The organism is Paracoccus methylovorus, assembly GCF_016919705.1.
GTDB lineage: Bacteria > Pseudomonadota > Alphaproteobacteria > Rhodobacterales > Rhodobacteraceae > Paracoccus > Paracoccus methylovorus.
Genome location: NZ_CP070368.1, coordinates 1922441 through 1945258 on the forward strand (window position 1 = coordinate 1922441; position 22818 = coordinate 1945258).

Here is a 22818-nt window from a genome sequence, read left to right on the forward strand (position 1 = left end):
CTCACCAGAGGGTCGCCTTTTGACACAAAAGGCAAGACTCTCTGAAACGCCACAACATTTTGAAATTTCATCAAGTCTCGCTTTGTTCTTCTGAGAATCTTGAACGAATCCAGTGGTTTTGACCAGCGCGTTTTTTATCGATTGCCTTTTGTTTCACGACACGTAGATGGACGGACCTCTATCCTCGAGGAATCTTGCCGCATTGCATCCAGCGCCAAGGCAGACCGCCTCGCAGGAGCAGGCGAGGATTTTGATGGGGTCTGAGGCATTCCAAATAGCGTTGCTTCAAAGACAGAGCCGGAAGGGATTACGCCATCTACCCTGTCCGTTCGATCCCTAGCCTCTCGATCATGTCGTCTCGGTCTTTCAGCGCCTTGCGGGCCGCCTCGGGGCGGGCGGTGGCGCAACTGTTGATGAGGCACTCGATCGCGACCATGAAGGCGCCCATGCTGTTGGACAGAAAGCTTGATTTGTGTTCGACCAGAATGGCGGCGCGTGACGGCCCGACCAGAGGCGAGGCCGCGCGATCCGTTAGGGCGATGACGTCCAGACCGATGTCGGCGGCAATGGCCGCGACATCGACCACCTGTGAAGAATAGGGCGCGCAACTGACCGAAATCAGCACATCGCCCGCCCCCAGCAGGGCCAGCCCCTCGGCCGTGCCAAGATTGTTGGCATCCAGCAACTGCACGTCGGAACGGATCATGCGCAGGCCATAGACCAGAAAACTTGCCACCGAATGGAACTGCCGGATCCCGTGAACCGTGACGCGGGGCGCATTCAGAATCAGTCTGGTGGCCAGACTGAAAGCCGTCTCATCAAAGTTTTCGATGAAGCGGGCGATATTGGCCTGATTTTCATGGCAGAGCTGTTCCGCGCGGGCGCGCGCCGGGGCGCGGCCCTGCAACGCGGCCTGCGCCTGCCGCGAATAGAATGCCCCGGGCGCTGCCATGGAAGCCGAAAGCAGCACCTGCTGCAAGGCCGGAAAGCCCGAATAGCCGAGTGACCGCGCCAGCCGGGTGAGGGTCGAGGGATTGACACCAAGTTCACCGGCAAGGGTCGTGATCGACAGCAGCGCCGGGCTGCCCACCATCTCAATCAGGCGCGACAATGCTGCCGCAGCTTTCGAGCCAAGTGTTATCGGCGCGGCGCCGCGCCCGATTTCCAGAGCGAGCGCCCGCAGACCATCAAGCGTGTCGGGTGCTGCCGTGATAGGCGGGCTTTCCAGTGGCACAGTCATAAATGCTCCAGCTAAGCGCCCCCCGCGCAAGCGTCAGAACCGCCGTGCCCAAGGTATTTTCTTCGTCCGGATCATCCGATGCGTCCCGGCGAATGGGAAGCCCCGAAAGATCGCCGTCGCGCAGGATCGCAAGAACTTCGGCCCCGTCAGCGATCATGACTTTGCCGCGCCGCTGCCGGTCCGCCGAGGACCGGGTGATGATCTGCCCCCTCAGCCCGCCTTGCAGATGAAGCGCGTGGTTGGCGTGCAGGGCCGGCTTTGTGATTTCCACAACAGAGGTATCGCCGCCGCCGAACTCGACCGACAGGATACGGCGGTCGTCAGTATGGCTCAGCGCGAAATGGAACCCGCCCGACGGCGCATCGGCAAGGGTTGCTATGGCCTGATCCAGTGTCGTGCAGCCCAACACCGCGCGGCCAAGAACCATGCGCGGGATGTCCGCCTCGACGCCCGTCAGCCGCAGATTGTTGACGGTCTGCGCCAGCCCGGCGCTGTTGAAGGCGAAGGTATGGCCGGGAATCGAGCCGGGATAGCAGAAGGCGTGAAAGCCGGGCCCGTCCTGCGGGGCGGCTTCGGCGATGAAGCAGGACCCGCGAAAAAACGGCAGGCCGTCCTCATTATGGGCCAGCACCGGAGTTTCGCCGGGCAGCATCACGGTGGTGCAGCCATCGGGGACCGAGGCCAGCAGATCGCCCCGGCAGTTCCACGCAAAGACCTGCATCAGCGGTATGTCCAGCCCCGCCGCCAACCCTTTGATTTCGGCCCAGATCGCGGGAAAGCGCGCCTGAGTCGCCTGTGCCATCCGGGCGACACGGGACGTGTGGTGATGCGAGGTGACCTCTGCCCACAGCGGATGGCGGGTCAGGTGGCGGCTCACGGCATCGCGGGCGGCCTGACCCAATGCAAGGCCCAGATCATGCGGCGCGCCAGACACGCGCCGCCAGCCCAGATCACGGGCCAGGATGTCATTCGACATGTTGCAGAAAGTCCTTCAGCCGGTCGTTCGGAGGATTGGCGATCATCTCGCGCGGGTCGCCATCAACCGAAATCTTTCCGTGTTCCATAAAGATCAGCCGCGTGCCGACCTGACGAGCAAAGCCCATTTCGTGCGTCACGACAACCATGGTCATGCCTTCCTGCGCCACAGCACGCATGACGGACAGAACCTCTTGCTTCAGTTCGGGATCAAGGGCCGAGGTCGGCTCGTCAAAGAGCATGACCTTGGGCCGGATCGCCAGCGCCCGGGCAATCGCCACGCGCTGCTGCTGTCCGCCCGACAGCGCCGAAGGCAGGTGATGCGCCCGCGCCTTCAATCCGACCTTGTCCAGCAGGTCCATCGCCTGCGCCTCGGCTTCGGCCTTGCTAAGGCCGCGCACCTTGCGGGGTCCGAAAGCGACGTTCTGCAAGGCTGTCATCTGCGGAAACAGGTTAAACTGCTGAAACACCATGCCGGCTTCTTGCCGGATACGGCGCAACTGCCGCCCCCCGGCCTTAACCGAAATGCCGTCCACGATCAGATCGCCGCCCGAGATTTCCTCAAGCCCGTTGATGCAGCGCAGCAGGGTGGACTTGCCCGAGCCCGAAGGGCCGATCAGGACGACCACCTCGCCTTCGTTGATGGACAGGTCGACCTGATCCAGCACCTTCAGATCGCCGAAATGCTTCGAGGTCTTCTGGAATTCGATGATGCTCACAGGATCCTCATGCGTTTTTCAAGCAGGCGCAGGGCCAGTGACAGGGTTCCGGTCATCAGCAGATACAGCACCGCGACGGCGGTCCAGATCTCGACCGCGCGAAAGTTCGAGGCCATGATTTCCTGCCCCGTCCGCGTCAACTCGCCCACGCCGATGACGATGAACAGCGATGTGTCCTTCAACGAGACGATGAACTGGTTGCCCAATGGCGGGATAAGACGGCGGAACGCCAGCGGGCCGACGATATGGGTCAGCACCTTCCAATGCGGCAGGCCCATCGCCAGCCCGGCCTCGGTCAGGCCGCGCGGGATCGACAGGAATGCGCCGCGCACGATTTCCGCGATATAGGCACCGGCATTGACGACGATGGCAAGGCAGGCCGCGCTCATCGGGTCCATGCGGATGCCCAGCAGTACCGGCATGGCGAAATACAGAAACATCACCTGCACGACGATGGGCGTGCCGCGGATCAGTTCGACATAGATCAGCGCAATGCCGTTCAGGACGGGGCCGCCATAGGCCCGCATCAGCCCGGCGATCAGGCCAAGGATGGTGCCGCCGATCAAACCGATCAAAGCGATGAAGATGGTGATTTTGGCGCCCGCAAGCAGTTGCGGCATGATGCCCGGAACGACGGACCAGTCAATTTCCACGGATAATCCTCCGTTGTCTCGGGAAAAACGGGCGCGGGCCAGTCGCACGCGCCCTGTCAGAACGTCACGCGCGGATCATTTCGCCGGCGGCTTGGTCCCGAACCATTTTTCGTAGATGGCGTCGTAACGACCGTCTTCCTTCATCTTGGCAAGCGCGCTGTTGACCTTTTCGGTCAGTTCGCTGCCTTTCGGGAAACCGATACCGTATTCGTGGCCCATCATCTGATCGCCGACGGCTTTGACCTGCCCGTTGCCGGCTTCCTTGATGTAATAAAGCACGTTCGGCGTGTCATGCATCGCCGCATCGACGCCGTCGGTGCGCAGTTCAAGATAGGCGTTATCGATGTTGGGGAACTTGCGCAGCGTGGTTTCCTTGAAATTCTCTTCGGCATAATCCGATGACGAGGTGCCGGTCTTGACCGCCAGCGTCTTGCCCGCCAGATCGGCCGGACCGGTGATCTGGCTGTCGGCGGGCACCATCAGCATCAGGCCGCTGTCATAATAGCCGTCCGAAAAGTCGATGGCTTCCTGACGTTCGGGCTTGATGGTGATGCCGGCCAGCGCCAAATCGACCTGCCCGGTCTGCAAGGCCGGAATGATGCCGGCGAAATCCATCGGGCGCAGTTCATAGCTCACGCCAAGTTCCTTGGCGATGGCGTCCCACATGTCGATGTCGAAGCCGACATAGGTGTCGCCGTCCTTGAACTCGAACGGGACGAAAGCGGTGTCCGTTGCGACGACAAGGTCATCTGCAACGGCGGCACCAGCCGTCATCGTGAATGCCGTAAGAGCGGCGGCAATCAATCTTTTCATTCTGATCTCCCTGATCTGGTTCGCTTGCATCGAACTTTATTGATGCAATCATTTTTGCATGAAAATAGAATTCGCGCAAATAAACTTGCGTACTCAGATGGGGTGAGATGCTCCGTGGTGCGGAATTTGTGCAGATCGGGCCCGTCCTGCCCAGCCTCTGGACAGCCCGGAGGCTTTGCACCTGTTACAGCGGGTGATCCGCCATTTCCGCCGCGACATCCGAATCTATCGGTGTCCTGTAAGTCATCAGCAGATAGCCCAGCACCGAATAGAAGCCGACCGTTGCGATCAGGTCGTAAACCGCTTCCCGCCCAAAGGTTTCGGCCAGCGCCTGTTCAAGCCCCCCGCTGAGCCGGCGCTGGTCGAACAGTTGATCGACCGCCTGCGCAATCAGCCCGTCATTGCCTGAAGGGTTGCCGCGCATCGCCCGGATGCGGCTGTCGTCCATGCCCAGTATCCGGGCGCGATGAACGTGATGCGCCCATTCATAGGCCGAACCCATCCGATGCGCTGCCCGAAGGATGACCAACTCGGAATTGATCGCGCCAAGGGCCGTGTCCTTGACCACATGCTGCCGCAGCGGAGCCCAGGCCCGCAGCAGTGCAGGATGATGCGCCATGGTGCGATAGACGTTCAGCGCGCCGGCAAACCCATCGCGCAGATCGGCAATGTCGGCGGGCCAGTCGGCGTCGGAAATAGGGGGACAGGGCGAGGTCATGTCAGGCTCCGTTTACAGGTATTTCGCATAGATCTCGGACGCGCGATCGGCCCAGATTCCGGTGAAGCCGCGATAGCGGGCGATCAGCGACAGGTCGATCCCGACCCGCAGGACATCCTCGCCGTCGTGATCCAGCGCGCCCAGCACCGTGCCATCCGGGGCAAGCGCGCAGGAGCGGCCAAAGAAACGCTGCCCGCCATGACTGCCGCTGCGGTTGCAACTGAGAAAGAACACCCCGTTTTCGGTCGCGCGGGTATAGGCGCGGTGAATGAACAGGCCCTCGTCGGCAACCGGCACGTCCTGCCCGCCGAACGACGCCCAGACCGAGGTCACGATCCCTGCCCCCTGCATGGCCATGATGCGGGTGATCTCGGGGAAGCGGATATCGTAGCAGATCTGCATCCCCAGCCGGGTGTCGCCAAAGGGGAAACAGTCGATCCGGTCGCCCCGGGTGAAATACAACTTTTCGTTTTGCCATTGATGCAGCTTTACATAGCTGCCCAGCACGCCCCCCGGCTCGATCAGCAGTGAGGTGTTGCGCATGACCCCGTCGCGCAGCGGATCGCGCATCCCCAGTCCAATGACGATATGGACGCCATGGTGCTGTGCCGCCTCGGACAATGCGGCGATTTCGGGGCCGTCCGGCGCCGCGCAGGCCTGCCACAGCGCAAGCGCGTAGTCCGCCGCTGGCCGCGTCATCGGGCCACCGGGCACCAGTGGCTCGACATAGCCGGTATTCGCCAGTTCGGGGAACAGGATCAGCTGCGCCCCCGACGCCGCTTCGGTAGCGATATGCTGATGGATGCGCCGCAGATTCCCCACCGGATCAAGCGGCGCCACATCCATCTGGACCAGACTTGCGGCGATCATGCCGGCGCCGCCAGTCGCCGACCATGCGCGAAGTCCCATTCGCGGCCGGGCGCTGCGGCAAGCAACGCACGGGTATAGTCGTCGCCGGGATGGGCCAGCACCTCGGCGGCAGGGCCATATTCGACCACGGACCCGCGCCGCATCACCATCACATCGTCGCAGATCTGGGCGGCGACACGCAGATCATGCGTGATGAACAGGATCGCCAGATCGCGCTTGGCCTGCAACTCGGCCAGAAGCTCCAGCACCTGAGCCTGAACCGACACGTCCAGAGCCGACACCGCCTCGTCCGCCACGATGACCTCGGGATCCATCATCAACGCCCGCGCGATGGCGATGCGCTGTCGTTGCCCGCCCGAGAACTGATGCGGAAAGCGTCGCAGGCTGGCACGCGGCAGACCGACGACCTCGATCAACTCCCCTGCCCGCTCAAGAGCCGAGGCGCGGCTTTCGCCCAGGTTCAGCGGTCCCTCGATCATGCTGTCGGCGATACGCAGGCGCGGGTTCAGCGAACGGTTCGGATCCTGGAACACCATCTGCACCCGTCGCCGCGCCGGGGCCAGCGCGCGCGGACCGTGCAGCCGGGCGATGTCCTGCCCGTCGATCAGGATTTCGCCCGCAGTCGGATCCTCCAGCCGCAGCACACAGCGCGCCACGGTGGACTTGCCGGACCCGCTTTCGCCGACGATCCCCAATGTGCGGCCACGCGACAGCGTGAAGTTCACGGTATCGACGGCCTGCACGCGATGCGGTACGCGACCAAGAAGCCGCGCGGGCAACGAGCCGATCTCAAAAACCTTTTCCAGCGACCTGACCTCGATCACGGCGGGGCCTTCCGTGCCGGGGCGCGGCGCGCGCGGGGTCAGCGAGGGCACAGCGCGCAACAGCGCCTGCGTATAGGGCTGGCTCGGGTGGGCCAGCACCTGATCGACCGTTCCGGTCTCGACCATCTCGCCGTGGCGCATGACACAGACCCGGTCGGCGATATCGGCAACCACGCCCATGTCATGCGTGATGAACAGAACGGCCGTGTCCTGCTGTTCCTGCAATTCGCTGATCAACGTCAGGATCTGCTTCTGCGTCGTCACGTCCAGTGCCGTTGTCGGCTCGTCCGCGATCAGCAGTTTCGGTCTCAGCGCCAGCGCCATCGCGATCATCACCCGCTGGCGCTGACCACCCGAAAGCTGGTGCGGATAGCTGTCGTAAATGCGCGGTGGATCGGGCAGATGAACCGAGGCAAACATCTCGAGCGCAGCCTGCCGCCGTTCCGAGGGCCGCATCTTGCGATGGGTCTGATACACCTCATCCATCTGCAGCCCGATCTTCAGCACCGGGTTCAGTGCCGTCATCGGCTCTTGAAAGATCATTGCCATTTCCGCACCGCGCAGCGTCTTGGTGCGGGCGGGGGTGGCGGTCATGATGTCCTCGCCGTTCAGCAGAACCGACCCGCCCGTGACCTGCAACTCGCCCTGCGGCAACAGGTCCATCGTCACCAGCGATGTGACCGACTTGCCCGAGCCGGATTCGCCCACCAGACAGACGGTCTCGCCCGGCGCGATGTCAAAGCCGATGCCCTTGAGGATCTCGGCCGGGGCGCGGCCGGTGGTGGAAACGCGCAGGTCACGGATGGACAGCACAGGTGCGGCGGTCATTCGCCTCTTCCCTTCATCTTCGGGTCAAGGCGGTCGCGCAGCGCGTCGCCCAGCAGATTGATCGACAGGATACACAGCGACAGCACGATGGCAGGCCAATAGACCAGCCAGGGCTTCATGGCGAAGTAAAGCCGCCCTTCGGCCATGATGTTGCCCCAGGTGGGAGTTTCGGTGCCGATGCCGACGCCCAGAAAGGAGAGCGCGGCTTCCGTCAGGATGGCCGAGGCATAAATATAGGTCGCCTGCACGATCAGCGGCGCAACGGTCGCGGGCATGAGATGACGCATGATCAGCGTCGGCGCCGGGGTGCCCAGAAGCTGCGCGGCCTCGACATAGGATTCCGCTTTTGCAGCCAGGACGCGGGACCGGACCAGCCGCACGACCTGCGGGATCTCGGGCAGCATGATGGCGATGATCACCGTCACCAGCCCGGCCTTGGTCAGCGCGACGATGGCGATGGCCAGAAGGATGCCGGGAATCGCCATCATCCCGTCCATGACCCGCATGATGACGGCATCAAAGCCTCGGAACCAGCCCGCCAGCAGACCCAGCGGCAGGCCGATCAGGATCGACCCTGCCGCAACGCCTGCGCCGACCAGCAGCGACACCCGCGCCCCGTAGATGACGCGGGAATACAGGTCGCGCCCAAAGCTGTCGGTGCCCAGCCAATAGATGTCAGAGGCTGGTTGCAGTCGCGCAGCGGCGTTCAACTGCGTGGGTGAAAAATTGGCGAGCTGCGGCGCGAATACAGCCATGACGACCGTGGCGGTCAGGACAACCAGCGACAGGATGATGGTCCAGTGCGGCAGGTTCTCGGCCAATCGGCGGCGCGGCAGCGCGGGGGTGACGGGCGCGGTCATTGGTAGCGGATCCTTGGATCTGTCATGGCATAGGAAATGTCGATCAGCAGGTTGATGACAACGTAGGTGCCTGCGGTCAGCAGAATGATCGCCTGAATCAGCGGATAATCCCGCGCCAGCACCGCATCGACGACCAGCCGTCCCAGACCGGGAACGTTGAACACCGTTTCCGTCACGACCACGCCCGAGATCATCATTGCAAACCCCGTCCCCACAACCGTCAGGATCGGGATGGCGGCATTGCGCAGCGCGTGACGAAACAGGACCACGCGCTCGGACAGGCCCTTTGCACGGGCGGTCCGGACATAATCCTCGCGCAGGACCTCCAGCATTGCGGCCCGGGTCATGCGCGAAACCAGCGCGATATAGATCGAGGACAGTGCCAGCCCGGGCAGGAAGATACGGTGAAGGAAAGGCCACAGCCCGTCGGCCAGCGGCTTGTAGCCCTGCACCGGAAACCATTTCAGGTTAACGGCGAAGATGCCGATCAGCACATAGCCAATGACGAAGATCGGCACCGAAAAGCCGATGACGGAGAGCGACATGACAAAGCGGTCGAGAAGCTGGCCGTGCCGGCGTGCAGCCAGAATGCCCAGCGGAATCGAGATCACCACGGTCAGGATCATCGCCACCGTCGCCAGCGCCAGCGTCGGCCCGACCCGCTGGCCGATCATTTCCAGCACCGGTCGCTGCGAGATCAGCGAATAGCCGAAATCGCCGCGCAGCATGTTCCCGGTCCATGTCACGAATTGCGACATCAGCGGCGCATCCAGCCCCAGACTGTCGCGGATCGCGGCGATCTGTTCAGGGGTGGCCTGATCGCCCGCGATGGCCTGCGCCGGATCACCCGGCGTCAGCCGCAACAGCAGAAAGACGATCAGCGCGATAAGCCCCATGACGGGGATCGCCATCAGCAACCGGCGTATCAGATAATAGGCCATGGCATCCTCTGTTGAAAAGGGGATGGCGGCGGACCGTCGCCCGCCGCACGGTCTTATTCGGGCTTGGTCACGCCCCAGAACAGCATGATCGGGCCGGGCTGAAGATCGGCGATCCCTTTGGTCCAGGCCGCGACCGTCTGCGCCTCTCCGGCGTTGAAATAGAAGCCCTGGTCATAGGCGATGCTCTGGATCTCAGATGCGATACGCTTCTGATCTTCAAGATCACCGCTGACGAGGTATTCTTTGCGCAGCGCCTCGATTTCGGGGCTGACGGGCCAGCCGGCCCAGGCGGTGTCGCTGCCCGAACCATCCAGCAGCGCATGAACCAGCGGATTCCAGATGCCGGTCACGCCCCAATAGGTGAACAGCATGTTCCAGCCGCCTTCGGCCACGGGTTGCCAGCCGTTCTTGCGCGATTGCAGCGTGGCCCAGTCCATCGACGCGACCTCGACCGTGAAGCCTGCCTCGCGCAGGCGCTCGGCGGCAACGATAGGCTGGGTGGACAGGATGGTCAGGTCGGTCGGCTGCATCATCAGGACGGGCGTGCCGTCATAGCCGGATCCCGCCAGCAGCTCTTTTGCCTTGGCCATGCGCTCATCAGCGCTGCCCGTCAGATATTCCGCACCGGCATCCGAAGCCAGCGGCACCTCGCAGCCATAGGCCGAAACGCAGAGTGTGTAATATTCAGGGTCGCCGATGGCCGTCTGCATCAGTTGCTCCTGATCCAGCGCATACATGGCGGCGCGGCGCACATCGGCATTGTCGAAGGGCGGCAGGCGGTGATTGAAGCGGCCCGTGACCTGAATGCCCAGTGGGTTCAGCACGCCGTATTCGACCTCATCGTTCATCTGCAGCAGCGGCAGCAGATCGATGGCCACCTGCTCGATCAGGTCCACATCGCCCGATTGCAACGCATTGATCGAGGTCTGCATGTCCGGCATCGCCTTCCACACCACCTTGTCCACGTTGACGACCTTGCCGCCTGCGGTCCAGCTCATCGGCTCGCTGCGCGGGACATAGTCGTCGTTCTTCACATAGACGGCCTGATCGCCGGGGCGGTATTCCCCGGCCACGAATTTGAACGGTCCCGAGCCGATCATATCCGTCACCTGTTCACCCGAGGGCGTTTCCGCCAGCCGCTTCGGCATCATGAAGGGCGGAACGGGCGAGGGTTTGGCCAGCAGTTCCAGCACATGGCCAAAGGGTTGCGCCAGCGTCAGCACCAGAACCTTGTCCGAGGTGGCCTCGATCGAGGCTACATAGTCCATCATTGTCTTGCCTGCCGCATCATTCGCGGCCCAGCGTTTCAGCGAGGCCACGCAATCCTCGGCGGTGACATCGCTGCCGTCATGCCATTTCAGCCCGTCGCGCAGGGTGAAGGTATAGGTCAGCCCGTCGTCCGAGACAGCGTAATCCGCCATCTGCGGCTGCGGTTTGTAATCCGCATCCATGCCCAGCAGGGTGTCGAACACCATGAAGCCATGCGTCCGCACGATCTGCGCCGTGCTCAGATGCGGGTCCAGCGTGCGCAACGGCGCCTGCATCACCACGTTCAGCTCGGTCTCGGCCAGCGCAGGCACGGCCTGCATCCAACATGCCGCCATCGCGGCCATGCCAAGGGCGCGCAATCCCGTAATCGTCATTTTACCTCTCCTGTTTCTGGTTTTTTTGTGTTGTCCGGCGTTTTGCACCACGGCCACATGCGGGCCGTATCCAGCCGCCGATAGGGGATCAGCTGCACGTTCGCAGGCCCAAGATCAGGGGTATCGACCACAAGGATGCGCTCCGCCAAGGGTTCGTAGAAGTCGCGGAAATGCGTCTTGGAGCGCAGCAGGATGATCTCGTAGTCTTGGGGGCTTTCACCAAAGATGGTGAAAGCGTCGCCATCCACCGCAAAGGCGAAATGCGACACGACCGACACCCGGACGCGCCCGATCTGGATCAGCGCCGTCAGCCCCAGATCGACATGGCTGCCCTGCTGATAGCGACCTGACACGGTAAAGGACTTCTGCCCGGTCCACAGAATATCGGCCTGAACCGCCACGGGACCGCCGGTTTCGGGCGCGCTTTTACCCGCAAGCGACAGCGCGATGCGATTGCCCGCGCCCGCCGCATGCGCCTGGACCGCCGATTCCGGGTCCAGAAGGAACGGCACCATTACCGGGCCAGGATCATGCTCCAGCAGCGCCCGCAGAAAATGGGTGGAATCGTTCATCCGGTCGGCATGTTCCAGCAGCACGACCGGACGTCCCGTGGCCGGATGCGCCGCCAGATCGGCCAGTGCTTCGTCCACCGTCAGCACCGGCACCGCCGCCGAAAGTTCGGCCCGCAGATCATACAGCTTGCCAGAGAATTCCAGTGCCCGCGCCTCGGCCGAGGTCTGGCCTGCCCAATCCATGCAGATGACCGACATGCCGGTATTCCCGGCATCGGCATAGGAAAAGCCCGCCATGACCGAGATGTCGCAGTCAGGTGCCTTACGCGCCTCGGCCATGATCCGAGACAGTGGCATCAATGAGGTCGCCGACATGATCGAGGGGATCACGATTCCCGGCCGCGCCACCGCGAGGCCGGGCCGCCGCCCCTCGCGGATCATGCGCAGCAGGGCGCGGGTGGCACGCTCTCCGGTCTCGCCCATATCGATATGCGGCGAATGGCGATAGGCGACGGCGATATCCGCACCGCGCAGCATCCGCGCATCGACATTGCCGTGATAGTCCAGCGCCACCGCGATAGGCAGATCGGGCTTTGCAGCACGCAGGCTGTCGATGACGTGACGTTCGACATCCGCATAGCCCTCGGCCCAGCAGGCCCCGTGCAGGAACAGGACGATCCCGTCCAGCGGCGCTGCCTGTGCCACGCCATCCAGCAATTCGCGGGTGTAGAACTGGACCGCTTCGTCGCTGGCCGGACCAAGCGCGCCCAGAAGCGTATGAAACAGCGGCACGAACTCGGCACCCTCGGCTTCGCAAATCGCCATGCAGCCGCCGGGAACTGTGTTCGTGCCGCGAAACCGGGCGGGGATCTCATCGCCGCGTGTGCAGACGCGCTGGAATTCATCCAGTTCGACACGCTGCGGAACCGAACTGACCGATTCCAGATTGAACCCGGCAAAGGCGATACGCGGTGTCATGGCGCTTTAGCCCGCCGTCGCGGCGGTAATCGCCCCGGCAAGACGCTCGACGATCTGATCAATCTCTTCGGGCTGGATGATATAGGGCGGCGCCAGCAGGACGTGATCGCCGCGCACGCCGTCGATCGTGCCCCCCATCGGATAGCACATCAGCCCGCGATCCATCGCCTCGCGCTTGATTCTGGCATGCAGGCGCATCTTGGGGTCAAAGGGGGTCTTGCTGTCGCGGTCGACAACCAGTTCGATGCCGCGAAACAGGCCCCGCCCCCGGATGTCCCCGACGAAAGGCGACTGGCCCAAAGCGGCCTCCAATCCAGCCTGAAGGCGGTCGCCCATTGCCACGACCTGTTCCATCATGCCGGGGCGGGCAAGGATCTCGACCACCTTGCCGGCGGCGGCGGCGGCGACCGGGTGACAGATATAGGTGTGACCGTGCTGGAACAGACCCGAGCCCTGTGCGAAAGCCTGATAGATGGCATCCGACAGCATCACCGCGCCGATGGGCTGATAGCCGCCCCCCAGACCCTTGGCGATGGTGACCAGATCAGGACGCACACCCTCGGCAGCGCAGGCAAACAGACTTCCGGTGCGGCCCATCCCGCACATCACCTCGTCAAGGATCAGCAGAACGCCGTGGCGGTCACAGACCTCGCGGATGCGACGGAAGTAGCCCGGCACGGCCGGCACAGCGCCCATCGTGGCCCCGACCACCGGCTCGGCCACGAAGGCGATGACCTCATCCGCACCTAGTTCGCGGATCTTTGCATCCAGTTCATCCGCCAGCCGCTGGGCATAATCGTCGGCGGATTCGTCAGGCCGTTGATCCCGATAGGCATAGCAGGGCGAGACGTGATGCGTCTCGGGCAGGATCGGCTGAAACTGCGCGCGCCGCCAGGCATTGCCGCCCGTGGCCAGCGCGCCGATCGTGTTGCCGTGATAGCTTTGCCGTCGCGCGATGATGTGGCGTCGCTGTGGCTGGCCGATTTCGACGAGATACTGGCGCGCCATTTTCAGTGCTGCTTCGACCGCCTCTGATCCGCCAGACACGAGATAGACATAGTCCAATCCCTCGGGGGCCAGATCAACAAGCTTCCCGGCCAGATCTTCGGCCGCATCGGTGGTGAAGAACGAGGTATGGGCATAGGCAATGCGATCCATCTGCGCGCGCATCGCGTCCAGCACCTCGACGTTGCCGTGACCCAGACAGCTGACCGCCGCACCGCCGGAGCCGTCGATATAGCTGCGCCCTGCGGCGTCCTGAATATAGACCCCTTGTCCGGCGACGGCATGCGGCAGTGATGCCGCAATCGAGCGGTGAAGAATTCTGGTCATTGACTTGTCCCGTTGATGAAGGGGAATCACCTGCCCCCTGCCCCTGATCCATTTGTGCCAAAATAGACTCAGTTTGGCAACAAATGTCTCACGTAAGCACAAACAGGACGTTTGTTTCACCTTCATCTGACCAAATCTGTTGCACTTTGGCGCAGTTCTATCCATTCTCCTTTCCAAAAGGCTTTGAACGAATGTCTCACAAGGACGCCCTGCGGGCCCGCCTGATCTCCATCTTTGACGACATGCCCTCGCAGTTGCAGCGGGCCGCCCGCTACATTCTGGAACATCCCGATGAGGTGGCGCTGGTCTCGATGCGGCATCTGGCGCGCAACGCCGGGGTGCAGCCCTCGACCATGACGAGGTTGGCAAAGTTCCTGGGAATGAACGGGTATGACGACATCCGCACCCATCATGCCCAGGCTATCCGCCAACGCAGCGACGGCTTCGCTGCCCAGCAAGAGCGCGCCAGCACAAGCGGCGAAGGACTGACCGGACAGATGCTGCAGAGCCTATCGATGCAGATCGCCCGCCTGACAGAGTCCGCTACCATCGCCCAGATGGAAGCTGCCGCCGCACGCCTTGCAGAAGCACACAAGATTTATGTTCTCGGACTGCGCTCATGCCATCTGGTTGCGTGGCATTTCCATTATGTGATGACCTTGCTGGGCGAGAGCAGCGTGCATCTGGACGGCCCGGCAGGCACGGTCGGCGACGGGCTGATGAGTGCCGGCCCCGAGGATGTGCTGCTGGTGATGTCGATCAACCCTTATGCGCGGCATTCGTTGGAGCTGGCGAACATGGCGCATGACAAGGGACTGGCCGTGGTGGCCATTACCGACAGCGAGGTGTCACCCTTGGTTGCCATAGCTGACGAGGTGATCCTGTGCCCTACCGAAAGCCCGACCTTCTTTCATACGCTGGCCCCGGCTTTGGCGGTCTCCGAGGTGCTGTGCGGCCTGCTGGCCAACCGCAACCGCGACGGCGCGCTGACCGCGTTGCAGAACGCCGACCGCCATCTGCTTGAGTTGAACACATATTACACAGGTCCGAAGCGGCGTTCAGTTCCTGTTGAAAGGTAGTGGGGCCGCGCCAAGATTCACCATGCCCGCTGCCTTTGCCCGTAAGCGAGCTTCATCCGCGCTCATTGGCCATAAGCAAGTGGCGGGATATTCGCGCTGAGTGTGAACGATACTTCATCGGGCGGCCCAGTCGCCGGTAATTAGCCTTCGTTGCCACCATCTTGACAAGCGTCTTGGACCGAGAGTACCGACATAGCTGAACTCACTCACCATATCTTCTTTTCACGTGTCGCCGGTTCAACCTGCTGACAGGGCAAGGTGTTACTCTCGGTATGGAGCCATTGCCTTAGCTTCGGTCTGCATCGGCAGATGGTTGCGCGGAATCGGGACCGTACTGACCCATTCGCCCTCGCCACGCTCTCGGAATGTATGGACAGCACGCTCAATGATACCTTGGTCGATGACCGGCGCATCCACCACCATATGCAGTCCTACGCCGTAGCTGTACGAACGATCAATTTCAAAGGACTCATAGATATCTGGCGGGGAATCTTTCAGAATCTGCGATGCTGTGCGTTCCTGGTGCTCTCGTACCGTCAGGCCGTCGAGGGAGACATAGCGACGCGGTTCGGGGAAAATAACCCGATGCATTTTCTGACCACGCACCGACGGCACCTGTACGGTTTTCCAACGAAACTCTGCCTCAAATTCGGCCTCGGTCAGCAGAGACTGGGTTTGCTCCCAAGCCAGTTCGCTGACTTGGTCCCAGAATGCCATCTGGCCTGTGATGATCTCAGCATTCCAAATCGTATGGCCATCCATGCTAAGAAACATGAAATCGAACCACTGATTATAGACATCGGGTCGTCCGGGCTCATCCAGCGTTTGATGACTGGTGAATATACCGCCATAGCGCGGCGTATCGCACAGGATCCGCCACCGCAATTGAACGAAGGCGTCGCGCTGCCGGCGGCGGGAAAGCTCCCCAAAGGGAATCTGGGACCTGCGACCTTTACTGAATCTTGCCATGGTTTTTCAGTCCTGTTGAGTCTGTTGACGCCAGCGCAGCCCTATTTCCGGAGAAAATGCGCAACCTTTCCAATACCGCAGCTGAGTCCTTCTCCGCGATGCCCAATGCGCCGAGTCCCTGTTTCCTGCAATCGTAGGTGAAGTTAACCTCAGCGGCATCAGCCGCCAGCAGGACATGCGATGTTCGCGTCCGGTGTGCGCGAGCGAAGATTGTCAACGGTTTGCAAGCTACTTTCCGCCGTGTCTTTCGAATTTTTGTTGGAGCCATCCAGGTGCCCAGGAATGCATCTAAAGTCTCTGGCCTGAACCCAATCATTCTATTGTTGAACCGGAAATCTGGCAGCAAAAGCTGGTCCGCAATGAGTGTCCGCAAGACCTCGACACATATGCCCAAGTGACGTCCGGCATCTTGAGCGTTGAGGAGGTCTCTGAGCTTTGGTGCAAGCTCTGCGATCAGCGCTGGATCGACAACGTGGCTTTCCCCGGCCCGAATGTCGTATTGTGCTTTCAGCACAAGTGACGTGATCTTCGTTCCAATGCCGTGCTGCTTGCAGAGAGAGCGCAGCGTTGTCGGCTGAATACCACGCGTCGGAATGCCGAAAACCTTCTCTTGCCCGGTGAAGCGAAAATTCTCGCCAACGTATTTGGCCATGACTTCGCATATCGGCCGGTAAGCCGGCTGGTCCTTTCGAAAGTAGAATTGATCAAATGCCTTGCCGAAGGCCTTGCGATAATCGTTGCCATGCCGGCCTCGACCAATCTGATCGTGCAGAAAATCCTTCACGGCCGCTGGCCCCTCGGTCAGAACGGCCGCTCCGATACATCCATGTCGCCGGCGCTCGTCAGCGGAAATATCTTGCCAGCTTGCGTTGGCGCCACGCGAAGCCATCGCGCCAAACACCTCCGCCGTGTGGATGATGACATCGAGCTGAAGATCGTCGATCCATCGGCCTGCATGCATCCCGCCCAACCGCTCTGATATATAGCACTCCATCGAGGTTGGGCGATCAGGTTGCCACATTGCCTTCTGTGCTGCCGTCAGCTGCAAGACCAAGGACGACAGATCCGGCTGGATGCGCGAAGCTTTGCGGGGGGTTATCGTCATCAGACGGATCTCGTGCTCGGCGCAAACGTGGTTGGCATTGATCAGCCAATCCGTGCGAGCAAGGCAAGCTGATCTTAGATTTCCATCTGCTAAGTTACCCAGACAAGCCGGGCAAAATCGGAAGCGATCCTTGGCGCACATGACCTTGTTCCGGGGATCGGCGCCGAGTTGCAGCCGTCGGGGATTGCTGGCGTCGAGCGCACCATTGCTGAGAGCGGCGGGGTCACAGCCCGTGTATCTGGCCAGACGCTCGACGCTGTGCCTGTCCCCCATCAGCAAGGCGCGGAGGTCCAGATCGAACAAGTAGGCCATCTCGGGAAGCGATGAAAGGCCTGACAGGCGGGCGATGCGGTATCCATAGGAAGCGACGGTTTCTCGGGTGTGCGGGGCAGGAAAGATCATCTCACCGCTTCCCCTTTGGCTTTCGTGAACGCCCTTGCAAGCCTGCTAAAAGAACGGGTTCAAGCGGTGCGCGTCCGGTGTTTACACTCCGGAAGTCCGACACAAGAAAGGGGTTTCGGAGAGCACCTTCACCGCTGCGCTCGGCGTAGAACCGTGCGAAATCCTGAATGCCGACCGCTGGATGTCCGTCCGTCAGGGCGCAAGTAATTGCACCGATAATCAGTTCGACCACGATGCCGAACTGTTCGCGCCCGGCATGGATCAAACGGGGTACGAACTCCACGTCCGCGAGATCTGACGCCATTGGCAGGTCTGCAAGTCCTGCATACCCGGCTACCAACTCGGCAACATCATCGCGGGCGTCGAATTCGGTCACCGGAAGAAAGCGGGTGATGAAAAAGCGGCGTGATAGCTGGGGATCCTGGGTCAGCAGCTCATGGAGCTCTGGCGTTCCGCTGACAACCAGATTGGTCGGCCAAGAAGGAATCTGCATGAGGCTTTTCAGGGAGTTGATCACGCCTGCTTTCTCTGCGTCCGAGCCCCGACCTCCAAGCTCCTGACCTTCATCAAGGTGGATCAGCCAGCATCTCCTCAGTTGCAGGTGAAAATTGACCAATTCCCACATACGCGACGCTGTGGTGTCGCGAAGCAGCTGGAAATCAAGCGCATGCAGGATCGCGCGAGCCAGGTCCTTCTGGGTGGCGGGCGTTGGAACCCGGATTGAGATCCAGCGAAATTCGCCGGGCTCGGTGCCCGAGGTGTCAATTCGACGCAAAATCCTTTGGATGGCAGTAGTTTTGCCGCTGCCGGATTCCCCGATGACTGCGATTCCACGGCCCTCAGCGGTCAGGCCAAGGTCCAGTTCGGCCTGCCGCTTGTCCATGATCTCACCAAAAATCCGTCTGACGGTTTCGTAGCCCGGATGGGCCACGAAGTGTTTGCGCAGGGATACGGCGACGCGCGCGATCTGGTCCGGAGATGTGCGTAGGTCACTCGTCATCTTCGAACCTCCAGCTCTTACGCGACGGTGGGGTGCCGCCGGCAGGAGGATCTTCCGGTGCAGGGGGTGCATCGGCACTGTCGGCATCGGCACTTCCAACCTCAAACCCACCTTGCAACCACCCCGAGCCGCTTGGCGGTTGATCCGTGGAGACTGCGGGTAACAGGTGCAGTCCAAGGCCGAGTTTTTCCTCTGCCTTGTCGATTTCCTCAGCGGAGTACTTCATCCGTCCAAGCTGCGCGGCGTTGGCGGCATCGGTCGAGAGCTGATCGAGACGGCGCAACCCGTCGTGTAAAATTTCCGCCGAAACCTCCGCGCGTTCGCGATTATGCTCCATGACGGTTTGGGCAAAAGCCGACCATTGGTAGAATGATATTCCCGACAGCGCCCCGGACAGATCATGAGCCGGATACCAAGTCCCGTCGATCTCCACGGCGATCCATCCGAGGTCCATCTGATCGAACCGGAGGCGCACTTTCCGTCGGTGGCGATGCTTATAAGCGTCGCGCAATTCGTCACAGGCAAAATCCGCGCCGAACACCCGCACGCCTCGACCAGAAATTGTGCGATCAAGCTCCACACCAAAGATTGCCCGGCGGTCCATTGCATCTACCGGTGTAGGCAGGCCATATTTGTCGACAAGTCGGTCCCAACAATCTGCCGGCGTTTCGCCCTGAAGACCGGCGTGAGGGCGTTGGTGATAGACGTCGACGATATAGGTCACGAGTGCCGCCAGCAGGTCCTGGTCGGTGAGCGAGGCTTCGGCTTCCGCATTGTAATCGCCCCGCTGTACGGGGTTTGAGAATGTCCTCCCACGGAAACGGCTCACGAAATGCGATGAAAACGTGCCGAACAGGCGCTCAATGCGAGACCGGAGTTTGGCGACGCCGCCAGCCGGATTCATCAGGCGCGCATGCAATCCCGCGCAGGCGATCTTTAAATCTTCGCTGACGAAAGCAGAGCCCATGTCGGCGGCGATGAATTCTGGGCGCCCGCCCTGATGCCAGCCAGCCCGACAGTCTAAACTGAGCGCGATGGCAGTTTTGTCGGTGGTCACCATGTCCAGCGTCCGGATAGCCGCTTGCGAACTGGTCGATCTGGATAGGGTGAGCCCGACAACGCAGCGCGTGGCGCAGTCGATGGCAACACAGACGACAAGGCGCGTCACTTCGAGGGCGGAGGCCTGCTGCGCCGTCAGCTGGTCAAGCAGGCCTGCATCGGAGATCAAAGTCATGAGATCGACCTCCCACTCATCGATCTCGACCCGCTCCATCGGCCGAAGCACTTGAACGCCGTATTCGATGATGGCGAATTTCTTGTTGGCGGCATCCACGCCGTGGCGTTGAAGGTAGCTCTCGTAGGGATCCATCTGCCTGATCGCACGGTAGACCGAGGAGCGGGACGGCGGTTTTAGTTTAGGCAGATCCTGTTCAGCACGCCCTCGATTGAAATCCGCATAAAGGTTTATCGCCCTCTCGTGGATGCCGTCGATGCTCGGGCGAAGCGGAGAAGCATATTCAGCGATCAGCGCATCGAAGGCGGCGCGTTCTCCGGGCAGCATGTGACGTTTGTTCCCGCAGCGATGCGTTTGAGGAACCAATGCCATGATGTTAAAACCGCTGTTCAAATAGTCTCGTGTCCAAGTGAGCAACGTTTTCGCGCAGGGCGGTGTGTTCAGGGCCTCTTTGCGCCCCGCGCGCTTTACGAGTCCACGCTGGCGTTTGCGGATCGCCATCTCCACGGCCCCGATTATGGCGGGCAGAATGGCATTTACGGATGGTTCGTTGCGCTTGCTCAGACCGGCGTCGATGTATCGCAGCAGTTCCTCCACATACAGTTGCTTCCACAGCGCTGTCTCTCGCTTGGCTTCTGGGAGGTCACGGAAATGTTCTGGCAACCCGGCCAGCCCCCGCTCAGCGACGGCGCGTGACGCTCCTTCCGCGACATAACGGAAGCGGGGACTGCGAAGCAGCTCTTCTAATTCACCGTGTGTGATGCTGCGGGTAATGTGCGGTGCTGCTATGCCGACCACGACGATGCCGTCAGTATCATGTGAAGAAAGCCGATATTCGGCACCATCGAGAATGACGAGATCGAGGCGTTTGAAATCGCTGTGTTTCATAGCGGCCCTCTCAAGCGAGCATCATGTGGGAGAAAGGTGGGACAAAGGGCGCGCCTAGCTCTTTGGCGCGCTCAATCAGACGCGTCGTCGGGGCGTGCGGAACGATCGTCTGCCGGGGCACGTCCGCATCGGTGAACAGCAGGACCCGTGTCGCGAATGATCTGGGCAGTTGCGCGGCGATGAGCCTCAGAGTGTCTTCGAAGCGGTACTTGCGCACACGCGCCAGAGGACGAACGGCCACTGCACTCGCTGTGCCATCGACATATTTCGCCAAAAAATCGAAATGATGAGTGACGCGCTTGCCCCGCGTGTCGACGTAGCTGATGGCAGGGGGTTGCGCCTGCACCTCACGAATGTCGGGGTTCGCAACCAGTTGATCCCAGCAATGGGACTCCAGTCCAGATTCAAGCCTGCTGATGACGGGTCGGGGCAAAAAAGATCGCACATCAACAACCTGAACGCGCGCACTCGCCTTTGAGCGCGCCGGAACGATACGGCTGGCCTCGGCCAGCACGGGAAAACGGAAGAAGGGGTTCATGTCACATCCCTGGCAAAGTTTTGACAGGTGGCCGCCCATGTGTTCAGGCGACCACGGTAGATGAGGCAATACGAAGGCTGTGGTCGACGCAGGCTGCGCCGATCCTTGACTTCGCATGCGAGGTTTGGGATGCTCAGGGTGTCGGGATTCCAAATCGACAAACCTAAGCAAGGTCCCGGGGCTCGGCCTCTGGGGCCTTTTGCTTTCTAGGGAGTCACTTTTCTCTCCTTCGTATAGCGGGCAGGCCAAATGATTTCGGGCTTTGTTTGAAGCTTAATAGCTATGGCCCTTTCTACGTTCTCAGACCGCCTATGGCCTTGCGAAACAAGGCTGACCGATGAAGGCGTGATACCCAACTCACGAGCGATTGCGCTGAAGCTTGAGCCTGCGAGTCTCAGGCGAGCCCGTAACATCTCATGGCAGCAATCGTTCATAGCGAGGCCTTTTTGCAGATGATTCGCGAATCACCATTGCACACAACGAATCACTAGGCGAGCAGTAATTATTGCTATGTCATTGAAAACGAATTGTATTTAGATAGAGTGGCGCGCCGAAATCCGGTGATTTTTGCAATTCCCGCTCGGGCCCGACCGCTATTGCGCGTTCCCCGTCGGATACGGCTTGATCGCGTCCAGTGCCGCCGCCGATCCCGCCAGATCGAAGCGATGCTGCATGCCGCCAAACCCGATCTTGACCCATGCTGCCCGGCGCAGATTGTGGACGAGCAGGTTGGTCGCCCCCATTCCGGCGGTGCTGTAATTACTCATCAGCGCCTGACTGCCGCTGGCCGCGAAATCCAGCCGCTCGCCGTTCGAAAACAGGATGCTGACCCGCTCCCCGGCCGCAGGCCCGCGCCCAGCCAGCGTGACAGTCACCGTGCAGTTGTTGAAATCGCAGGTGCCATTCGCGTCCAGGCCGTTCGCCTCATCGGTACGGGTGATCCAGATTTCGTTGCCGCGCTGGCGGCGCGGGCTGACATCGCCGGTCTCGTTGGTGAAAGTCCAGAACTCGGCCCCACCCTCCAGCGAGGCCTCGAAATACCAGCCATCGGCCAGAGCCGGGCCGGCGAGCCCCAACATCAGGGCGGCGAGATGTGCCTTCATTCTTCCAGATCCTCGGCCGGGATATCGACGCCTACATCGGCCAGCGCCTGCGCGATCAGCTGGCTCATGGTCATGTCGCGCCGCAAGGCCTTGATACGCAAAGACTTATGCGCCTCAGGGCTAAGGCTGATCGAGGTGCGTTTGGGGCCGCCCATCTGCCGTTTGCGTCGCAGGCTGCTCATCGGAACCAGCTTTCCTGCATCCGGGGAATGAAGCGGTGCATCACCAGCCCTGCAATGCCGAAAAGCAGCATGAACGGGCTGAGCAGCATGAACATGAAAAAGCCCACGCCCCAGTTTACCTGCCACGAGCTCGTGGCCGCTGAATAGCCCAGAGCGAGGCCGATCAGCGCGGCGAGGCCTGCGCCGATGAACATGATCTGCGCCGCACCTCGCCATCTTTCAGCCGACCAGCCCGGCTTCAGGATGCCGCGTTGTGCGCCGCAGCTCGGGCAGGTTGTCGCTTCAGCGTGAATCTCACTCATGCAATGCGGACATTGTTGGGGCATATCAGGCTCCTGAATGTCGAATGAAAGTTAAAACAGGTAGAGTTAAAAGCGTCGGCGCACAATAGCATTGTGCATGAAAACGACCC

Annotated in this window: 23 protein-coding genes; 1 reads left to right on the forward strand and 22 read right to left on the reverse strand. The window is 61.3% G+C overall.

What is annotated here, in order from left to right; genetic code table 11:
* Positions 1-316: 316 nt before the first annotated feature.
* The 13 genes from JWJ88_RS09575 to JWJ88_RS09635 form a co-directional block, all read right to left on the reverse strand.
* Positions 317-1240, reverse strand: coding sequence for a MurR/RpiR family transcriptional regulator (locus JWJ88_RS09575; protein WP_090613873.1), 924 nt, complete (start codon positions 1238-1240; stop codon positions 317-319).
* Complete coding sequence (locus JWJ88_RS09580; protein WP_205293860.1) at positions 1188-2216, reverse strand: C45 family autoproteolytic acyltransferase/hydolase; 1029 nt, start codon at positions 2214-2216, stop codon at positions 1188-1190. The genes JWJ88_RS09575 and JWJ88_RS09580 overlap by 53 nt, the downstream gene beginning before the upstream one ends.
* Entirely contained in the window at positions 2206-2934 is a 729-nt protein-coding gene (gene glnQ, locus JWJ88_RS09585; protein WP_090613879.1) for a glutamine ABC transporter ATP-binding protein GlnQ, read from the reverse strand. Before glnQ ends, JWJ88_RS09580 begins: the two co-directional genes overlap by 11 nt.
* Positions 2931-3587, reverse strand: a complete 657-nt coding sequence (glnP, locus tag JWJ88_RS09590) for a glutamine ABC transporter permease GlnP (RefSeq protein WP_090613882.1) — start codon at positions 3585-3587, stop codon at positions 2931-2933. The genes glnQ and glnP overlap by 4 nt, the downstream gene beginning before the upstream one ends.
* Positions 3588-3662: 75 nt before the next feature.
* Positions 3663-4400, reverse strand: coding sequence for a glutamine ABC transporter substrate-binding protein GlnH (gene glnH, locus JWJ88_RS09595; RefSeq protein WP_090613980.1), 738 nt, complete (start codon positions 4398-4400; stop codon positions 3663-3665).
* A gap of 184 nt (positions 4401-4584) precedes the next feature.
* Entirely contained in the window at positions 4585-5118 is a 534-nt protein-coding gene (locus JWJ88_RS09600) for a carboxymuconolactone decarboxylase family protein (RefSeq protein WP_090613885.1), read from the reverse strand.
* A gap of 12 nt (positions 5119-5130) precedes the next feature.
* A complete protein-coding gene (locus JWJ88_RS09605) occupies positions 5131-5988 on the reverse strand; it encodes a carbon-nitrogen hydrolase family protein (protein WP_090613888.1) in 858 nt (285 codons plus the stop codon).
* Entirely contained in the window at positions 5985-7640 is a 1656-nt protein-coding gene (locus tag JWJ88_RS09610) for an ABC transporter ATP-binding protein (RefSeq protein ID WP_090613891.1), read from the reverse strand. The genes JWJ88_RS09605 and JWJ88_RS09610 overlap by 4 nt, the downstream gene beginning before the upstream one ends.
* Entirely contained in the window at positions 7637-8500 is an 864-nt protein-coding gene (locus JWJ88_RS09615; protein ID WP_090613893.1) for an ABC transporter permease, read from the reverse strand. Before JWJ88_RS09615 ends, JWJ88_RS09610 begins: the two co-directional genes overlap by 4 nt.
* A complete protein-coding gene (locus JWJ88_RS09620) occupies positions 8497-9441 on the reverse strand; it encodes an ABC transporter permease (RefSeq protein ID WP_090613896.1) in 945 nt (314 codons plus the stop codon). Before JWJ88_RS09620 ends, JWJ88_RS09615 begins: the two co-directional genes overlap by 4 nt.
* 53 nt (positions 9442-9494) lie before the next feature.
* Entirely contained in the window at positions 9495-11084 is a 1590-nt protein-coding gene (locus tag JWJ88_RS09625) for an ABC transporter substrate-binding protein (RefSeq protein WP_205293861.1), read from the reverse strand.
* Entirely contained in the window at positions 11081-12574 is a 1494-nt protein-coding gene (locus JWJ88_RS09630) for a M81 family metallopeptidase (protein ID WP_090613900.1), read from the reverse strand. Before JWJ88_RS09630 ends, JWJ88_RS09625 begins: the two co-directional genes overlap by 4 nt.
* A gap of 6 nt (positions 12575-12580) precedes the next feature.
* Positions 12581-13906, reverse strand: a complete 1326-nt coding sequence (locus JWJ88_RS09635; RefSeq protein ID WP_205293862.1) for an aspartate aminotransferase family protein — start codon at positions 13904-13906, stop codon at positions 12581-12583.
* A gap of 191 nt (positions 13907-14097) precedes the next feature.
* On the opposite strand from JWJ88_RS09635, the gene JWJ88_RS09640 reads away from it, so the two are divergent.
* Positions 14098-14985: a MurR/RpiR family transcriptional regulator gene (locus tag JWJ88_RS09640; RefSeq protein ID WP_090613905.1), complete on the forward strand. Its 888-nt coding sequence runs from the start codon at positions 14098-14100 to the stop codon at positions 14983-14985.
* A gap of 261 nt (positions 14986-15246) precedes the next feature.
* On the opposite strand, the gene JWJ88_RS09645 is transcribed toward JWJ88_RS09640, so the two are convergent.
* The 9 genes from JWJ88_RS09645 to JWJ88_RS09685 form a co-directional block, all read right to left on the reverse strand.
* The gene (locus JWJ88_RS09645; RefSeq protein WP_090613908.1) at positions 15247-15954 is read right to left on the reverse strand and encodes a hypothetical protein; all 708 of its coding nucleotides are present in this window, start codon (positions 15952-15954) and stop codon (positions 15247-15249) included.
* Entirely contained in the window at positions 15938-17461 is a 1524-nt protein-coding gene (locus tag JWJ88_RS09650) for a TniQ family protein (protein WP_205293863.1), read from the reverse strand. Before JWJ88_RS09650 ends, JWJ88_RS09645 begins: the two co-directional genes overlap by 17 nt.
* Before the next feature lies 1 nt (position 17462).
* On the reverse strand, positions 17463-18461 hold the full coding sequence (locus JWJ88_RS09655; RefSeq protein WP_205293864.1) for an ATP-binding protein: 999 nt from the start codon (positions 18459-18461) through the stop codon (positions 17463-17465).
* Entirely contained in the window at positions 18451-20583 is a 2133-nt protein-coding gene (locus tag JWJ88_RS09660; RefSeq protein WP_205293865.1) for a Mu transposase C-terminal domain-containing protein, read from the reverse strand. The genes JWJ88_RS09655 and JWJ88_RS09660 overlap by 11 nt, the downstream gene beginning before the upstream one ends.
* Positions 20584-20593: 10 nt before the next feature.
* Positions 20594-21121, reverse strand: coding sequence for a hypothetical protein (locus JWJ88_RS09665; RefSeq protein WP_205293866.1), 528 nt, complete (start codon positions 21119-21121; stop codon positions 20594-20596).
* 206 nt (positions 21122-21327) lie between these two features.
* Positions 21328-21555 carry a helix-turn-helix domain-containing protein gene (locus JWJ88_RS22165; protein WP_205293867.1) on the reverse strand — a complete coding sequence of 76 codons (228 nt, stop codon included), beginning with the start codon at positions 21553-21555 and terminating at the stop codon, positions 21328-21330.
* Between the two features lie 159 nt (positions 21556-21714).
* Positions 21715-22224, reverse strand: a complete 510-nt coding sequence (locus JWJ88_RS09675) for a hypothetical protein (protein ID WP_205293868.1) — start codon at positions 22222-22224, stop codon at positions 21715-21717.
* Entirely contained in the window at positions 22221-22406 is a 186-nt protein-coding gene (locus tag JWJ88_RS09680; protein ID WP_205293869.1) for a hypothetical protein, read from the reverse strand. The genes JWJ88_RS09675 and JWJ88_RS09680 overlap by 4 nt, the downstream gene beginning before the upstream one ends.
* A complete protein-coding gene (locus tag JWJ88_RS09685) occupies positions 22403-22708 on the reverse strand; it encodes a zinc ribbon domain-containing protein (RefSeq protein WP_240200149.1) in 306 nt (101 codons plus the stop codon). The genes JWJ88_RS09680 and JWJ88_RS09685 overlap by 4 nt, the downstream gene beginning before the upstream one ends.
* Positions 22709-22818: the final 110 nt, after the last annotated feature.

What these genes read in the sequence shown, in the direction of transcription:
- JWJ88_RS09630 (WP_090613900.1), bottom strand. Translation starts at nt 12,574, where the DNA reads ATGACACCGCGTATCGCCTTTGCCGGGTTCAATCTGGAATCGGTCAGT.
- JWJ88_RS09575 (WP_090613873.1), bottom strand. Translation starts at nt 1,240, where the DNA reads ATGACTGTGCCACTGGAAAGCCCGCCTATCACGGCAGCACCCGACACG.
- JWJ88_RS09625 (WP_205293861.1), bottom strand. Translation starts at nt 11,084, where the DNA reads ATGACGATTACGGGATTGCGCGCCCTTGGCATGGCCGCGATGGCGGCA.
- JWJ88_RS09675 (WP_205293868.1), bottom strand. Translation starts at nt 22,224, where the DNA reads ATGAAGGCACATCTCGCCGCCCTGATGTTGGGGCTCGCCGGCCCGGCT.
- JWJ88_RS09665 (WP_205293866.1), bottom strand. Translation starts at nt 21,121, where the DNA reads ATGAACCCCTTCTTCCGTTTTCCCGTGCTGGCCGAGGCCAGCCGTATC.
- JWJ88_RS09685 (WP_240200149.1), bottom strand. Translation starts at nt 22,708, where the DNA reads ATGAGTGAGATTCACGCTGAAGCGACAACCTGCCCGAGCTGCGGCGCA.
- JWJ88_RS09610 (WP_090613891.1), bottom strand. Translation starts at nt 7,640, where the DNA reads ATGACCGCCGCACCTGTGCTGTCCATCCGTGACCTGCGCGTTTCCACC.
- JWJ88_RS09680 (WP_205293869.1), bottom strand. Translation starts at nt 22,406, where the DNA reads ATGAGCAGCCTGCGACGCAAACGGCAGATGGGCGGCCCCAAACGCACC.
- JWJ88_RS09600 (WP_090613885.1), bottom strand. Translation starts at nt 5,118, where the DNA reads ATGACCTCGCCCTGTCCCCCTATTTCCGACGCCGACTGGCCCGCCGAC.
- JWJ88_RS22165 (WP_205293867.1), bottom strand. Translation starts at nt 21,555, where the DNA reads ATGAACGATTGCTGCCATGAGATGTTACGGGCTCGCCTGAGACTCGCA.
- JWJ88_RS09605 (WP_090613888.1), bottom strand. Translation starts at nt 5,988, where the DNA reads ATGATCGCCGCAAGTCTGGTCCAGATGGATGTGGCGCCGCTTGATCCG.
- JWJ88_RS09635 (WP_205293862.1), bottom strand. Translation starts at nt 13,906, where the DNA reads ATGACCAGAATTCTTCACCGCTCGATTGCGGCATCACTGCCGCATGCC.
- JWJ88_RS09660 (WP_205293865.1), bottom strand. Translation starts at nt 20,583, where the DNA reads ATGAAACACAGCGATTTCAAACGCCTCGATCTCGTCATTCTCGATGGT.
- JWJ88_RS09620 (WP_090613896.1), bottom strand. Translation starts at nt 9,441, where the DNA reads ATGGCCTATTATCTGATACGCCGGTTGCTGATGGCGATCCCCGTCATG.
- JWJ88_RS09580 (WP_205293860.1), bottom strand. Translation starts at nt 2,216, where the DNA reads ATGTCGAATGACATCCTGGCCCGTGATCTGGGCTGGCGGCGCGTGTCT.
- JWJ88_RS09645 (WP_090613908.1), bottom strand. Translation starts at nt 15,954, where the DNA reads ATGGCAAGATTCAGTAAAGGTCGCAGGTCCCAGATTCCCTTTGGGGAG.
- JWJ88_RS09615 (WP_090613893.1), bottom strand. Translation starts at nt 8,500, where the DNA reads ATGACCGCGCCCGTCACCCCCGCGCTGCCGCGCCGCCGATTGGCCGAG.
- JWJ88_RS09655 (WP_205293864.1), bottom strand. Translation starts at nt 18,461, where the DNA reads ATGACGAGTGACCTACGCACATCTCCGGACCAGATCGCGCGCGTCGCC.
- JWJ88_RS09650 (WP_205293863.1), bottom strand. Translation starts at nt 17,461, where the DNA reads ATGATCTTTCCTGCCCCGCACACCCGAGAAACCGTCGCTTCCTATGGA.
- JWJ88_RS09640 (WP_090613905.1), top strand. Translation starts at nt 14,098, where the DNA reads ATGTCTCACAAGGACGCCCTGCGGGCCCGCCTGATCTCCATCTTTGAC.
- glnH (WP_090613980.1), bottom strand. Translation starts at nt 4,400, where the DNA reads ATGAAAAGATTGATTGCCGCCGCTCTTACGGCATTCACGATGACGGCT.